This window comes from Pedobacter cryoconitis (assembly GCF_014200605.1).
Lineage (GTDB): Bacteria > Bacteroidota > Bacteroidia > Sphingobacteriales > Sphingobacteriaceae > Pedobacter > Pedobacter cryoconitis_B.
Genome location: NZ_JACHCE010000001.1, coordinates 405,832 through 418,633, shown reverse-complemented (window position 1 = coordinate 418,633; position 12,802 = coordinate 405,832). Strand labels below are relative to the sequence as shown.

Annotated in this window: 14 protein-coding genes; 4 read left to right on the top strand and 10 right to left on the bottom strand. The window is 37.9% G+C overall.

Features of this window, described 5'->3' with window-relative positions:
- Positions 1–34: 34 nt before the first annotated feature.
- Together HDE68_RS02005 and HDE68_RS02000 are read right to left on the bottom strand one after the other, a co-directional pair.
- Positions 35–1,198 carry an efflux RND transporter periplasmic adaptor subunit gene (locus HDE68_RS02005; RefSeq protein WP_260171579.1) on the bottom strand — a complete coding sequence of 388 codons (1,164 nt, stop codon included), beginning with the start codon at positions 1,196–1,198 and terminating at the stop codon, positions 35–37.
- Positions 1,199–1,303: 105 nt separating this feature from the next.
- Positions 1,304–1,657, bottom strand: a complete 354-nt coding sequence (locus tag HDE68_RS02000; protein ID WP_183878396.1) for a hypothetical protein — start codon at positions 1,655–1,657, stop codon at positions 1,304–1,306.
- 204 nt (positions 1,658–1,861) lie between these two features.
- Here HDE68_RS02000 and HDE68_RS01995 point away from each other — a divergent pair, with 204 nt between their 5' ends.
- Positions 1,862–2,239: a DoxX family protein gene (locus HDE68_RS01995; RefSeq protein WP_183878394.1), complete on the top strand. Its 378-nt coding sequence runs from the start codon at positions 1,862–1,864 to the stop codon at positions 2,237–2,239.
- Positions 2,240–2,295: 56 nt separating this feature from the next.
- On the opposite strand, the gene HDE68_RS01990 is transcribed toward HDE68_RS01995, so the two are convergent.
- Positions 2,296–2,784, bottom strand: coding sequence for an Lrp/AsnC family transcriptional regulator (locus HDE68_RS01990; protein WP_183878392.1), 489 nt, complete (start codon positions 2,782–2,784; stop codon positions 2,296–2,298).
- 127 nt (positions 2,785–2,911) lie between these two features.
- Here HDE68_RS01990 and HDE68_RS01985 point away from each other — a divergent pair, with 127 nt between their 5' ends.
- Positions 2,912–4,297 (top strand): MFS transporter, encoded by a 1,386-nt coding sequence (locus tag HDE68_RS01985; protein WP_183878390.1) that lies wholly within the window; start codon positions 2,912–2,914, stop codon positions 4,295–4,297.
- 1,054 nt (positions 4,298–5,351) lie between these two features.
- On the opposite strand, the gene HDE68_RS01980 is transcribed toward HDE68_RS01985, so the two are convergent.
- The 3 genes from HDE68_RS01980 to HDE68_RS01970 all read right to left on the bottom strand — a co-directional run bounded on the left by HDE68_RS01980 (position 5,352) and on the right by HDE68_RS01970 (position 7,199).
- Entirely contained in the window at positions 5,352–6,107 is a 756-nt protein-coding gene (locus HDE68_RS01980) for a M57 family metalloprotease (RefSeq protein ID WP_183878388.1), read from the bottom strand.
- Positions 6,108–6,267: 160 nt separating this feature from the next.
- Positions 6,268–6,807 carry a hypothetical protein gene (locus HDE68_RS01975; protein ID WP_183878386.1) on the bottom strand — a complete coding sequence of 180 codons (540 nt, stop codon included), beginning with the start codon at positions 6,805–6,807 and terminating at the stop codon, positions 6,268–6,270.
- Between the two features lie 53 nt (positions 6,808–6,860).
- Positions 6,861–7,199, bottom strand: coding sequence for a winged helix-turn-helix transcriptional regulator (locus HDE68_RS01970; protein ID WP_183878384.1), 339 nt, complete (start codon positions 7,197–7,199; stop codon positions 6,861–6,863).
- Between the two features lie 124 nt (positions 7,200–7,323).
- On the opposite strand from HDE68_RS01970, the gene HDE68_RS01965 reads away from it, so the two are divergent.
- Positions 7,324–8,295 carry an NADP-dependent oxidoreductase gene (locus tag HDE68_RS01965; protein ID WP_183878383.1) on the top strand — a complete coding sequence of 324 codons (972 nt, stop codon included), beginning with the start codon at positions 7,324–7,326 and terminating at the stop codon, positions 8,293–8,295.
- 16 nt (positions 8,296–8,311) lie between these two features.
- Here the strand turns inward: HDE68_RS01965 and HDE68_RS01960 are convergent, their stop codons facing one another.
- From HDE68_RS01960 to HDE68_RS01950, 3 genes are all read right to left on the bottom strand, one after another.
- Complete coding sequence (locus tag HDE68_RS01960; protein WP_183878381.1) at positions 8,312–9,253, bottom strand: ion channel; 942 nt, start codon at positions 9,251–9,253, stop codon at positions 8,312–8,314.
- Positions 9,254–9,581: 328 nt separating this feature from the next.
- Positions 9,582–10,073: an FKBP-type peptidyl-prolyl cis-trans isomerase gene (locus HDE68_RS01955; protein WP_183878379.1), complete on the bottom strand. Its 492-nt coding sequence runs from the start codon at positions 10,071–10,073 to the stop codon at positions 9,582–9,584.
- An 83-nt stretch (positions 10,074–10,156) separates the two neighbouring features.
- Positions 10,157–10,729, bottom strand: a complete 573-nt coding sequence (locus HDE68_RS01950) for a GNAT family N-acetyltransferase (RefSeq protein WP_183878377.1) — start codon at positions 10,727–10,729, stop codon at positions 10,157–10,159.
- Between the two features lie 89 nt (positions 10,730–10,818).
- Here HDE68_RS01950 and HDE68_RS01945 point away from each other — a divergent pair, with 89 nt between their 5' ends.
- On the top strand, positions 10,819–12,243 hold the full coding sequence (locus HDE68_RS01945; RefSeq protein WP_183878375.1) for a PLP-dependent aminotransferase family protein: 1,425 nt from the start codon (positions 10,819–10,821) through the stop codon (positions 12,241–12,243).
- Positions 12,244–12,256: 13 nt separating this feature from the next.
- Here HDE68_RS01945 and HDE68_RS01940 read toward each other — a convergent pair whose 3' ends face one another.
- A complete protein-coding gene (locus HDE68_RS01940) occupies positions 12,257–12,793 on the bottom strand; it encodes a GNAT family N-acetyltransferase (protein WP_183878373.1) in 537 nt (178 codons plus the stop codon).
- Between the last annotated feature and the right edge of the window lie 9 nt (positions 12,794–12,802).

Genomic DNA, 12,802 nt, shown 5'->3' with positions numbered 1-12,802 from the left:
CTGATATTCTTAAATTAATTTGTTGAAAGGGCTTTTAAGGATTTTTGTAAACGCTATCAGCATTCACTTTTGCCGGTTTAATTTCCAGACCTTCCCTCAGGTTCGAAATACCATCTGTTACGATCTTATCGCCTGCTTTCAGCCCCTTTTGAACGACATAAGAATCGCCGCTGCTGGCCATTGTTGTAATTTCTATAGAGTTCACTTTATTCGCAGCATCCAGTACATACACAAAGAGTTTTCCCTGTATCTGATAAGTTGCCTTTTGTGGAACAAGTAAAGCTGAACTGATTGTCCTTGGGATTCTGACTACAGCACTGCTTCCACTGCGTACCAGTCCGTCATGGTTTGGGAAAGTGGCCCGCATATTAATAGACCCTGTTTGAGCATTAATTAAACCACTGGCGGTCTCTACTTTCCCAACTGTTGGAAGAATATTTCCATTGGCCAGCACCAGGTTAACCGGAGGCAATGTAGTTAGTTTTTGCTGCATGGTTACCCCTTTTGCTGCAAGGAAAAAGTCAAGCCCCTGTTTTTCATTAATAGAGAAATAAGCATAGATATTTTCTATGTTTGAAACGGTAGTCAGCGGGTTAACAGTAGTACTGCTAACCAGACTTCCAATTTTATAAGGCAGCGTACCGATTACGCCATCTACCGGACTATAAATCTGGGTATAACTCAGATTCGTTTTAGCATTATTTAAGGCTGCATTAGCTTGTGCCAGTTCACCTTGTTTTGATTCCAGGGTATATTTTGCCGATTCCAGCTGATAAGGGCTTACAATATCGCCATCTACCAGCGGTTTTACTTTGTCAACATTCATTCTTGCCGCGTTTACATCGGCCTGGGCTATTTTGATATTAGCTTCTGTTGTTTTTACATTCTGTTCATATTGAGGGGCATTAATCCGGAAAAGTAATTGTCCTTTTTTTACAGATGCGCCTTCATCCACAAAGATGTCTGCCACATATCCATCTATTTTTGGACGGATCTCAATATTCTGTATCCCTTGTATGGTAGCAGGATAATCCGAATAAATATTCGCAGTTTGTGGAGAGAGTGTAATTACAGGATAGGTTTTAACCTGATCAGTAGTTTTATCTTTTTTGTTTCCGCATGAGGAAAAGATAATAAGGGAAGCCAAAATGGCTAAAGGAGTTTTGAAAGTGTTCATGGTATCTTCAAAAAGTATCATAACCAATTAAATAGCTATATACAAGTTAACCATATTAACCTTTAATAGGTTATTATGGATTAAAAAAAAGGAAAAGCAAAAAGACTCCGCTTTTAAATACTATAATTAGCAATAAGGGGGTGCACGCAGTGGAAGCAGCCGAAGTTCATGGCCGCTGAGACTTTTGGTTGTATATCGTACCTGAAAAGCACTTACAACGACAAGAGATGGTGGTACTAAATCAATTCTGAAGGCAACAGGTATTTCTGAGACCTGAAAATCCTGCTCAAAACAAAGCAATCTGCAATGCACAACTTTAGCTCTGCACATCGGGGTTTTTAAATTTCCAATTTCTGTTGAAGCACCTTTATGAAAAAAAGCATCGGCATACCTGGCAATCACTCTTCCCTGTAAGCCAAAAACAATGACCAGGATGAGTTGAAATTTTATTAAGGTACTTAACACTTTTAGCATCTTCATTATAAGAGTAGACTGCGTTATATCAGAATGGTTCAAATGTATTTATAAATTCTGATTGAATTCTGAAGATTACAACGGAAAATAAATTATTTTGTTTTAGGACAACAGGAATTATTATTGTCGCAAATCCCCCCTCAGATTGTCTTTAAAAACTACTTTATTAAAAAAAATTGGTCGTAATTTTATTTGTAAACTTAACCAACTATGAATCTCAAAAGTATTAAAATCATTTATTGGATCACTACAGTGCTTTTGGCACTATTTATCTTACCGGGAATATTCTTCATGAACAGCCCTATGGCATTGGAAGGAACACAGCATTTAGGCCTGCCCCACTGGTTTCACGAAGAGGTAAGTATCGGTTCTTTTATTGGCGGATTAATTCTGATCCTGCCTAAATTGCCACCACGCCTTAAAGAATGGGCTTATGTGGCATTAGGTATTGTATACATTTCTGCTTTCATTGCCCACCTTTCTGTCGACGGAGTAATTCCGATGTCGTTTATGCCAGTTGTCGTTTTTATCGTACTGCTGATTTCTTATTTATGCTATCATAAATTATTAAAACACGCGAATTCTTAAGCCTGTTTCTATTCATTTGTTTATTAAACACACCCATATCATTAAGAAACCTATAACTAGAGTACGTTATGGGTTTCTTTAACTGCATCCATCACAAAAATGCTCTTTGTCTGTCCTATGCCTTTCACTTCCCCCAGTTTATTGACAAAGAAATTATGATAATCTTCCATACTTTCAGTCACAATTTTGACCATAAAATCAAAATCACCTGAAATATTATAACATTCCACAATTTCTTTAAATTCAAGCATCGCCTTGATAAATACCGCACCTGCTTTCTTATTGTGTTCTCTTAAAGTAATCATACAAAGGACAATCATTCCTTTACCTATCATCTGTCTGTTTAGAATTGCGGCATATTGTTTAATCACCCCACTCTTTTCCATTCTTTTAATCCGTTCATGAGTTGGTGTTGGGCTCAAATGAATCAGAGTAGCAATTTCTCTAACGGTAAGCTTTGCATTTTCTTCCAGTAACCTAAGGATTTCATAGTCCTTCTGGTCTAACGGGGTAACTGACTTATTTGACTGTTCTGTATATGGCATGATTAATACTCCCTTATAGCACTTTTGTTCTTATTAATACACAAAAATAATACATATGTTCTAAATATTTATTATTATTTCTATAATCTATTCTATATAAATACATTTGATAGAACAGCATTAATTTATGATATCAAAAAAGAACCTGATTTTAACCATTGCTTCAATGGGTATTTTCGTCGAAGCGCTGGATATAGCAATTATTAACCTGACTATCCCTTCTATACAATCCCAGTTTAAGATCAGTAACGACCAGGTACAATGGCTGCAAACCCTTTATGTATTACTTTATGGTGGTTTTTTGATTATTGGAGGAAAATTATCTGATATTATTGGCAGAAGAACCATTTTTATGATTGGTGCTACTTTGTTTTTACTCACCTCTCTGGGTGCCGGACTTTCAGGGTCATTTGGAATCTTAGCTTTTTACCGTGCGGTACAGGGATTAGCCGCAGCCCTGATTATGCCCTCTGCACTATCCATAGTTACCCATACTTTTACAGAAAAACATGAGCGCAGTAAAGCTATAGGTATTTTCAGTTCTTTTGCTGCCATTGGCTCAGGAAGTGGTTTATCTATTGGAGGTATTATCAGTACCTATTGGGGTTGGCACTGGGTTTTTCTGATTAATGTTCCTATTCTGGCCCTGGTAATTATCATGTCATGGTATTACCTTGATGCCGACCCTGCCAGGAAAACAAAAAAATCTCCCGATCTTATTTCGGGCTTTTTATTGGTAGCAGCATTGCTGATGCTAAGTTATGGTGTACATGAACTAGGGAATTTCCAAAAACATTATCTATTGTTACCAGGTCTTGTTGCTGGTATATTACTTTGTATAAGGCTGTTATTCAAGAGGCTTACCACACTGGATGAGCCCTTAATAGATTTATCAATTTTCCGTTCTCCGACCGTGGTTACTGCAAACGGCGTATTCTTTTTACTGGGTTCTTTCTTTACGGGTTATCTGTTTATCATTTCTTTGTTATTACAAAAAGATATGGGTTTCAGTGCAGCAAAATCCGGCCTGCTTTTAGTCCCTTTCAGTATTTTATCAGCTGTGGTTGCAAAATTTGCCTTACCAGGATTGATGAAAAGATTTCATACCGGCCAGACTGGATTTATCGGAATGACTATGATGCTGATTGGCGCAATTCTGCTGATTGGCTCTATATTGACCGGGCACTCTATATTTTTGATATTACTCTCCGCAGCATTTGTTTCAGGATTGGGAATGACAATCAGCTATACCAGCCTGTCCGTACTTTCCATTCAGGATATTCCAAGTCAGCATTACGGCCTGGCTTCAAGCCTTGCAACTACATCTTATTTCCTGGGTGCTGGAATAGGCCTGTCTATCCTGACACTTTTTATGACTACAAAAAATGTAAATGCTTCGGTTACGCCTTTATCTATAATTATCCTTGGCATATATGCTTTTATAGGAATGACGTGGTTAGTTATATTTATCAGGAATTATAATTCTGCTCAGAAAAGAACAGCTATCTTATAAAATTATATTACTGCACTGACTGGAAATCTGTCTGGTACCTTTAAACAGACTGAACAGATTTCCGGATAGTACAACAACATTAGGAGATAATACACGAAGCCCCGTAATTCTGCAATGATCTTTGTGGTGTTGATTCTACAAGGGATCACATGGAATCAGGATCATGGGAAAACTATCAAAAACGGGCATTTCTGTTCTTCTTTTAGCCAGCAGCCTTACCATTATGGCAGGTACTGTTATTGCACCTTCTTTAACAGAAACAGCCATGCTTATGGGATTCGCTGGGAATCCAGCCTGGCAAATCACTTTACCCACTCTGGGAGTTGTATTATTTGCCCCGCTGATGGGGGAAACTAACAGACAAAAAAGGTTCCTATCTGATGATGTGCCGGGGACTTATCCCTTATGCAGGATTTGGTATTCCTGGGGGCTTTTAAGCAATCCATATATTGTCATTGCAGACCGGCATACTTCTCGGCGCAGCGACTGCAGCCATTCAAACAGCGGGTACTCGTTTATTCGCTGATTTTTTTGAGGGAGAATCCCGTATGAAAATGATCGCCTGGCAAGGTATGGCCATTAAATTTGGCGGCGTCATTTTCCTGAGTCTGGGTGGTATCATGGACGAGGTTGGCTGGCGATGATCTATTAGCTTTTCTACTTCCCAAACGGGTTATTTCATGGCTTTCATTTAATTGACCGCCGTTATTGCAGCGAGTGTCATGGCCTGCGGTAGTTAAAAAAATCAGTGCAAAGTATACTGCCCCTCTAGGTTTTGCATATTTTATGTCAGGACAACTCTTATTTGCTTTTTCAGGCCATATCACAGGACTGCCGACTGCAGCTATTGCAACCGGAAGAAAGGGCTTATTTCAGCAGGTTCTTTAAAAAACAAACGGGTTTAACTGCCGAGCAATTCAGAATTTCAAGCGCCGAATTTTCCTCTTAAATAGATTGGTACAAAGACTGTTTTCTTAAGCAGGACAGATACCCCTGTTTGACAAGGGCCATCTATCCTGAATAAGTTACGATCTGTGATTATTTTTTTTAATTACTATGGATATAATGCAACAGTAGCCTGTATATCTTTAGCCGATAATACAGTTGCTCCTGAATTACACTGACCGCCATTCATCAATGACGCTGCATCAGTTCCGCCAACTCCCGGTACAGGTGTAGCAGTACCTTCACCGATTGAAGACCAGTTGGTATGTCTCAATGAAATATTATGGCCCAGCTCATGCGTAATTGTTCTTTGACGCTGAGCAAAACTATTCGCAGCGATATAGGCTTTGTTAATTTTGATCAGGTTACCTGCGGCACCGCCAGAAGGAAATGTTCCCTGGCCGCAAACACCATTACCAAGATTTTCATCTTTGATCAGGATATCATATGTACCAGTGGTCACTATTGAAAAGCGAACCGTTGATGCAGCAATACCATTCCATTGATTAACCGCAGAGGTTACTTCCGCGTTCATACTTGTCATTGAAGGATCGACTTTTACACGGATATTTCTTTTATTAGTCGCATTAACCAGGCTTCCGGTATAAAACTGTTCAGTTTTTGGCTGACCAGCAGGAATTACCATGTTTTTAGAGAAGATAATATCTTCTTCTACAACATAATGATCACCATTGTCAACAATAGCTGAAGCAGGAAATCCAAGGCTCTCAATGTAAGCGATTACTTTGTCAGATTTCTGAGTTTGAGGATCAGGGTTTACAGGTGTTTCTTTGGTTTTAGAACACGATGCAATCATTATTGCGGCAAGCGCAATAAAAGTGAAGTTTTTCAAGTTTTTGTTCATAGGGTTGAATGTTAGGTAGATCGTAACACCCTAATATACAGAACACAAATTTATTATTGTAACTTTTTTGACATTTATTTTAAATTATTATTAAATATACATCCAATAAAACAGGCTATATTAAATTCATTTTTTAATTAATATAGCCTGTCAAAAAATATTACTTAATTATTTTACCATTTATTTTGATACTTGTCCAGCCGTCATCCAGTCCAATACCTTTAACATAACTCACCTGATGTGTACTGCCTTTTAAATTAGGGTGATACACCATATCAAATTCAAAAGTTCTTCTGTCAGGGGTCTTTTTTACCAGCTTAACCTGATAATCATTTGTACTCTTATCATTCAGCGTAAAAAACACATCATTTAAGCTGGCGTTAAATTTTGCATGGACATAAACCACATTGGGCTGATCAGGATAGGATTCCAGCAATTGATTATTTTCATCTATTCTGAGATATTTTGTATCACTTGCATCTCCACCAACCAGAGAATAGAATTTGTAATAAAGCTGTTTGCCAATTCTTACAGTATCCTGAATTTCAGTATAAGAGTGTGCACCATGTGACCATTTGTTTCCAATCTGCATGGGCATAAAGGAATCCGCAGCTGCAAGAGGCTGCATAGCTGTTTTTTTCATTTTACAAGCGGGGATTGTTAAAATGATGATTAAATACATTAGATAAGAAGTTTTCATAGGGTTATATTTTTTAACTAATTTATGAATTTAATCGTTAAAAAACATTTTTATCAGCTCATTCCTTCTTTGGCAAGCTGCGCTTCACCCCACTCTCTCAGGTAATTAATAAAAGGAATAAGTTCTTGACCTGCTTCTTTCAGTGAATACTCTACTTTTGGTGGCACTTCATGATATACCTCACGATGAATAAGCCCGTCATTTTCCAGCTCCCTTAAAGTTTGAGTCAGCATTTTTGGCGTAATGTCCCAGACAATTCTACGAAGTTCACCATATCTCAATATCTTTTCTTCGCTCAGGTGCCATAAAATACGTCCTTTATATTTCCCACCCACTCTTTGAAAAGCATAATCCAGACTGCATACATATCCGGAATGTTTTATTTTCGTCATAACAATATTCATTACCTACTGTATACCAGCTTAGTATCTTTTTAGTACGTAGGATACTTAAAAGTGCATACTTGCCGCAAATATATTCATCCGATAGCTTTGTTTTTTATCAACTAATTAAAATATGAAAGCTTATCTATTAAAAGAACCTGGCAGTACCGAAAACCTAATACTAACCGAACTCCCTATACCTGTACCAGCAGACAATGAGGTATTAATTAAAGTAAAGGCGATCAGCATCAATCCTGTAGATGTAAAAACCAGGGCTGGTAAAGCACTCTATAGTACATTACAGCATCTAAAGCCATTCATATTAGGCTGGGACATTTCCGGGACAGTCATTGCCACTGGAAAAGATGTGGTTAATTTTCAAATAGATGATGATGTTTTTGGAATGGTTAATTTTGTAGGCCATGGACAGGCTTATGCAGCATATGTAGCTGCTCCTGAAAATCATCTGGCTTTAAAACCTTCAAATATATCTTTCGAAGAAGCTGCCGCAGCTACATTAGCCGCATTAACAGCATGGCAGGCCTTAACTACACATGTGAATGTAAAACCCGCCGATAAGATCTTAATACATGCAGCCTCAGGTGGTGTAGGCCATTATGCTGTACAAATTGCGCATTATCTGGGTGCACATGTAACAGGCACATCATCGTCAACAAATAAGAACTTTGTTCTGGAGCTTGGAGCTGATGTCCATATTGATTATAATCAGCAGAAATTTGAAGAAACAACCAATGGTTTTGACATTATACTGGAAACCATTGGCGGAGAAAATTTTATCCGGTCTCTTGATATCTTAAATGAAAAAGGAACGATTATTAATCTGATCCCTGATCAGGAATCAGAAGGTCCGGCCGGATCAACTCCTCAAAAGTCTACATTGGAACTGGCAGGAGAAAGAGGTCTGAACGCACTTTATTTCCCGGTTACTTCCAATGGTTCCGATATGCATCAGATAGCCATTTTACTTGAAAAAGGGATACTCAGATCACATATATTCAAGACTTATAGCTTTGAGGCCTTACCAGAAGCACATCTTCAGATAGAAAGTGGAAGAACAGCTGGAAAAGTAGTTGTACTAATTTAATAATGTCCATCGGAACTTAGTCCAGTTTTTCCAGGCTTCCTATTTTAGAGAGGTCAAGGATTAACTGGCCATTGTTATGTCTGGAGAAGATCGTTGTAAACCTGGCATTATGGATAATATCTTCATCCTTATAAGAAGTCCTGGTGTGCACGGTTTGAGAAAATGTATCATCAAAAGCTTTCAATAATACTAATATTTCTACCTCGGCCTCTGCTAATTCTTTTGGTGTTTTCTCATACAAAGGGCTATTTTCGTCAATAGGATGAACTACCGTCCAGCTCATCGTGAGCAAACCAATTTTTTCCCGCTCGAGATCCAAAGGATAAAATCTTCTTTTTTTCTTACCTTCAATAGTCTCGTTATAAGACATAACTACCTGAACTTCTATCTCTATCAGCTGATTGTTTCTTAAATTAGCCAGCCTGAACATCAATCCTTTGATCTCCTTATAAGGGGCAATCACCATGTTTTCACTGTAGACAATTTTAGCTGTCGGTCTGGAAAAACGGCCATATAATAACCCTGTTGCCAATGCAAAAGCAAGTAAGCCTAACATAGATTCAAATGCAGCCAGACAACTCGTCAAAAAGCCATCCGGACTGATATGTCCATATCCAACAGTAGAAATAGTTTGTGCTGAAAAGAAGAATGCATCAAAGAAATGATCTCTGGGGGTAATTCCATCTGCACCCTTAAGATGAGCTGTACCAATCCAGACATATAAAGAGGCGAAAAATATATTGACAACCAGATAAGCAATGAGCAATATGAAGAGAAATTTCTTCCAGCTCATAGAGATCAGCCAGTTGTAAGTATCGGATGTTCTGATCAATGGCAGACCAATGCGTCTTATATTAGAAGACCCATCTGTATTCATCATTCTCTGATCTCCGGTTATAGGTTGAGTACCAAAACCAAGATCATCATCAATCTGTGATTTACGTTTAAATAGCACCATAATTTCAGCTAATTTTACTGAAAATTCAGCGCATTATAAAACCTATTTTTTCCTTACAGACTAACCGCCTATTAAAATAACCATTGATGCAATGATTACACCTGCAAGAATGATAAATAATGCGTTTTTACTTGATTCTACTATCATGGTATTTTTTATTTATGTCTATTATTCCCTTAAGACGTCCAGACTAACCAATACCCCTATTTTTTATCAGAAAAAATTTCCAGCCTGTTTTTCGTTCAAATTTCAGGAACTTTTTACCCGAAAAATTCAGATAAAAAAAAGACGGCCTTTCAGGGCCGTCTTTTTTTTATATCAGCATTGCTTATTTAGCGCTAATCACATCAATAGTAAAGTCAAGATTTGAATTTTGAGGAAAAGGCATTCCTCCACGGTTTCCATAGCCTAATCCGGAAGGTACAAATAATCTTATCCTGCCACCCGGCTGAACCAGAGGAATTCCAATCTGCCATCCCAGAATAAGCTGGTTCAAAGAGTCAAATGTGATAGGCTTTCCGTTAGTAGTATCGAAAACAGCTCCTCCCAATACACTTCCTGTGTAATTAACCGTCACAGAAGAATTGGTCTGATAAACAAAATTTCCTGGAGCAGCTGTTATAACCTGATAAAATAACCCGGTTTTAGGATCTTTAATTGCAGGAATTTTATTAGCAACTACAAAAGCCCTGATTGCTGTGGTATCTTTTGTAAATTGTGCTGCAGCATCAAAGTTGTCTGCTTCTTCTTTTTTACTACAGGCTGTAAACGCGGTTACTGCACAAACCATTAATAGTACAAGGTGTTTAATCTTAATCATAGTCCACAAATGTAATTTTAATTTAGAAAACAACTAAAAGGTTTTTAAAAGATTAAGAAAAATAACTGTTACATGATTTCGTTTTACAATTGCCAGACTACAACATTCCACAGCTCCTTTTCGTCCCTGTAAGTACCGATCACTTCGAATCCCATTCTTTGGTGAACCTTTAAAGAATTAATGTTTCTGGTGGAGATTTCCGTCACACATAACTGATACTGACCAGCTAATCTGTTTCTGGTTTCATGATATAACTTACGGAGTAGTCCCTGTCCCCTAAAATCATGGTGCACACAAACCTGTCCACCAACCATATAGTTATAACTACCCAATAATTTCCCCTGATAATAACAGCGTTCAAACTCATTAAACATCGGCAGCAGACTTTCCAGCTCATTTTTCAAAGAAACATGCATTGCCAGATTATAACCAATTACCTGGTCATTACAGGTTGCAATAACCTGAGGTAAATAACCCGCCATCTTTTTTAATAGCATCAAACTATGTTCAGCAAACACAAAACCCTGCTTTTCTTGCTCAGCCACCCCTATCGAACTGTACAGATTCTCCTTTTGCAAGGCCAGAATCTGATTAAAATGAAGGTCAGTAGCAGCGATCTCTAAAACTATAGCTTCGGATATAAATTCTTTCTTCATACAAATTCATCTTTTAATCAAATTTCCTACTTTTAACCAGACCAGTACAGATACAGTTTTAGCTAATTTAACCATAACAGTTTATAGCCATGAGAAATCCGGAACAACAGCGCAACACCTACTTATATGAAACTATTGCCGGTAACTTAACACATCAGATCCTTTCAGGTGTACTTATTTCAGGAGATAAATTACCGTCAATAAGAGAAATCTGTCAGCAATACAAAGTAAGTATGAGTACGGCTTTACAAGCTTATTATCTTCTGGAAAGTAAAAGCCTTATCCGTTCTGTACCTAAATCAGGTTATTATGTTTGTTATATCAATCCAACCAATGCGCTTCCAAATAAGAGCAATCCATCCCTGTACCTTGGAAATGAAGATACATCAAACATTGTCAGCAAGGTTTATGACAGCATCAGTTCTGATCATATCATGCTTTCACTGGGTGTACCTGCGGCTGAACTTTTACCACTTTCCAAATTAAATAAAGCATTCAGTCATACTTTACATCATCATGCAGCGCATGGATCAGGTTATGAACATGTAATGGGCAATCCAAAACTCCGCAGACAGATTGCCCGCTTATCGGCTAACTGGGATGGGAAACTTACAGAAAATGATATTATGACGACAGCAGGCTGCACTGGCGCAATGCTTCAGGCAATTATAGCGCTTACAAAAAGAGGTGATACCATAGCTATTGAAAGTCCTGTTTATTTTGGTATTTTACAACTCGCGTTAAGTTTAGGATTAAAAGTTCTTGAGCTTCCGACACATCCTGAAACGGGTATAGAGATAGATGCCTTAAAAATTGCGTTAAGCAAAAACAAGGTTAAGCTTTGTTTGCTCATTAGTAATTTCAGTAATCCGATGGGTGGTACAATTCCTTCTGAAAATAAAAAAGAGATTGTCAGACTAATTGAACATTACCAAATCCCTTTGATAGAAAATGATATGTATGGCGATTTGTATTTTGGTACCGAAAGACCAGAAAACTGCAAAACTTACGATGAAAGTGGCCTGGTACTTTTATGTAGTTCTTTCTCTAAAACACTTGCTCCGGGTTATCGCGTAGGCTGGTTAACACCCGGTAAATTTGCCGAGCAGATCAGACGGGTAAAATTTGCTACAGCCATATCTTCTACTACACTCACACAAGAAGCAGTAGCCTGTTTTCTTGAAAAAGGACGTTATGAAAGTCATCTGAAGAAATTAAGGATAACTTTAAATAATAACTGTTTGAATTATATGGAGGCAATCAGTAATTATTTCCCTAAAGGGACAAAGATCAGCAGGCCGCAGGGTGGTTTCATGTTATGGGTCGAACTGGACCCTAAAATTAATACTGCCGGACTATACGATAAAACTATAAAAATGAAAATCAGTATTGCGCCAGGCCGTATGTTTACCTTACAGAATCAATATAACAATTGTTTACGCCTCAGCTATGGCCTGCCCTGGACAAATCAGATCAACAATGCTATTAAAACAATTGGAAACTTAATCCGCTAGGACCTGATCAGGATTAGTTTAAATCAAGTTTCATCACCATATGTATATCCCTGGGTTCTTTATTAAAAAGAATTTCATCGACAACCCGGGTAACTGCACTTCCATTTTTACTGTAAAAAGAAACAGCAGATTTTGTTTCTGTAGAAGAGACGTACAGATATCCTGCCCCTCTATTTTTTGCTTCTGCACTCAACATTTTTAAAATCTCAGATCCAATCCCCTGTCTCCTGAAATTTCTTGATACATACATCAAATCCACAGGTAACTGATCAAAATTCTCCCCCATAAACCGGTGTCCTAAAACACCAAATCCGACCAGGAGATCATTTTCAAATGCTCCTACGGCCATTCCACCACTAGTCAGCTCAAAAATATATTGTTGCTGGATTTCCTTTAACTCTTCAGTAGTCCAGCCAGCATATTCATAGTGTGCCGGGGTCTCATTTAGTTTATCTTCATCTAAATGATATAAAACATCAATAAATTCTGACCGATCAATTTCATTGAGCTTGCTGACCACATCTGCAGTGATCACCTGATAAGTAATCATTGTTTTTAT

Bases quoted from the DNA above. Each gene is read 5' to 3' on its own strand.
- HDE68_RS01995 (WP_183878394.1), top strand. From the start codon at position 1,862: ATGAATCTCAAAAGTATTAAAATCATTTATTGGATCACTACAGTGCTT.
- HDE68_RS02005 (WP_260171579.1), bottom strand. From the start codon at position 1,198: ATGATACTTTTTGAAGATACCATGAACACTTTCAAAACTCCTTTAGCC.
- HDE68_RS01940 (WP_183878373.1), bottom strand. From the start codon at position 12,793: ATGATTACTTATCAGGTGATCACTGCAGATGTGGTCAGCAAGCTCAAT.
- HDE68_RS01980 (WP_183878388.1), bottom strand. From the start codon at position 6,107: ATGAACAAAAACTTGAAAAACTTCACTTTTATTGCGCTTGCCGCAATA.
- HDE68_RS02000 (WP_183878396.1), bottom strand. From the start codon at position 1,657: ATGAAGATGCTAAAAGTGTTAAGTACCTTAATAAAATTTCAACTCATC.
- HDE68_RS01960 (WP_183878381.1), bottom strand. From the start codon at position 9,253: ATGGTGCTATTTAAACGTAAATCACAGATTGATGATGATCTTGGTTTT.
- HDE68_RS01990 (WP_183878392.1), bottom strand. From the start codon at position 2,784: ATGCCATATACAGAACAGTCAAATAAGTCAGTTACCCCGTTAGACCAG.
- HDE68_RS01975 (WP_183878386.1), bottom strand. From the start codon at position 6,807: ATGAAAACTTCTTATCTAATGTATTTAATCATCATTTTAACAATCCCC.
- HDE68_RS01945 (WP_183878375.1), top strand. From the start codon at position 10,819: ATGAGAAATCCGGAACAACAGCGCAACACCTACTTATATGAAACTATT.
- HDE68_RS01985 (WP_183878390.1), top strand. From the start codon at position 2,912: ATGATATCAAAAAAGAACCTGATTTTAACCATTGCTTCAATGGGTATT.
- HDE68_RS01955 (WP_183878379.1), bottom strand. From the start codon at position 10,073: ATGATTAAGATTAAACACCTTGTACTATTAATGGTTTGTGCAGTAACC.
- HDE68_RS01965 (WP_183878383.1), top strand. From the start codon at position 7,324: ATGAAAGCTTATCTATTAAAAGAACCTGGCAGTACCGAAAACCTAATA.
- HDE68_RS01950 (WP_183878377.1), bottom strand. From the start codon at position 10,729: ATGAAGAAAGAATTTATATCCGAAGCTATAGTTTTAGAGATCGCTGCT.
- HDE68_RS01970 (WP_183878384.1), bottom strand. From the start codon at position 7,199: ATGACGAAAATAAAACATTCCGGATATGTATGCAGTCTGGATTATGCT.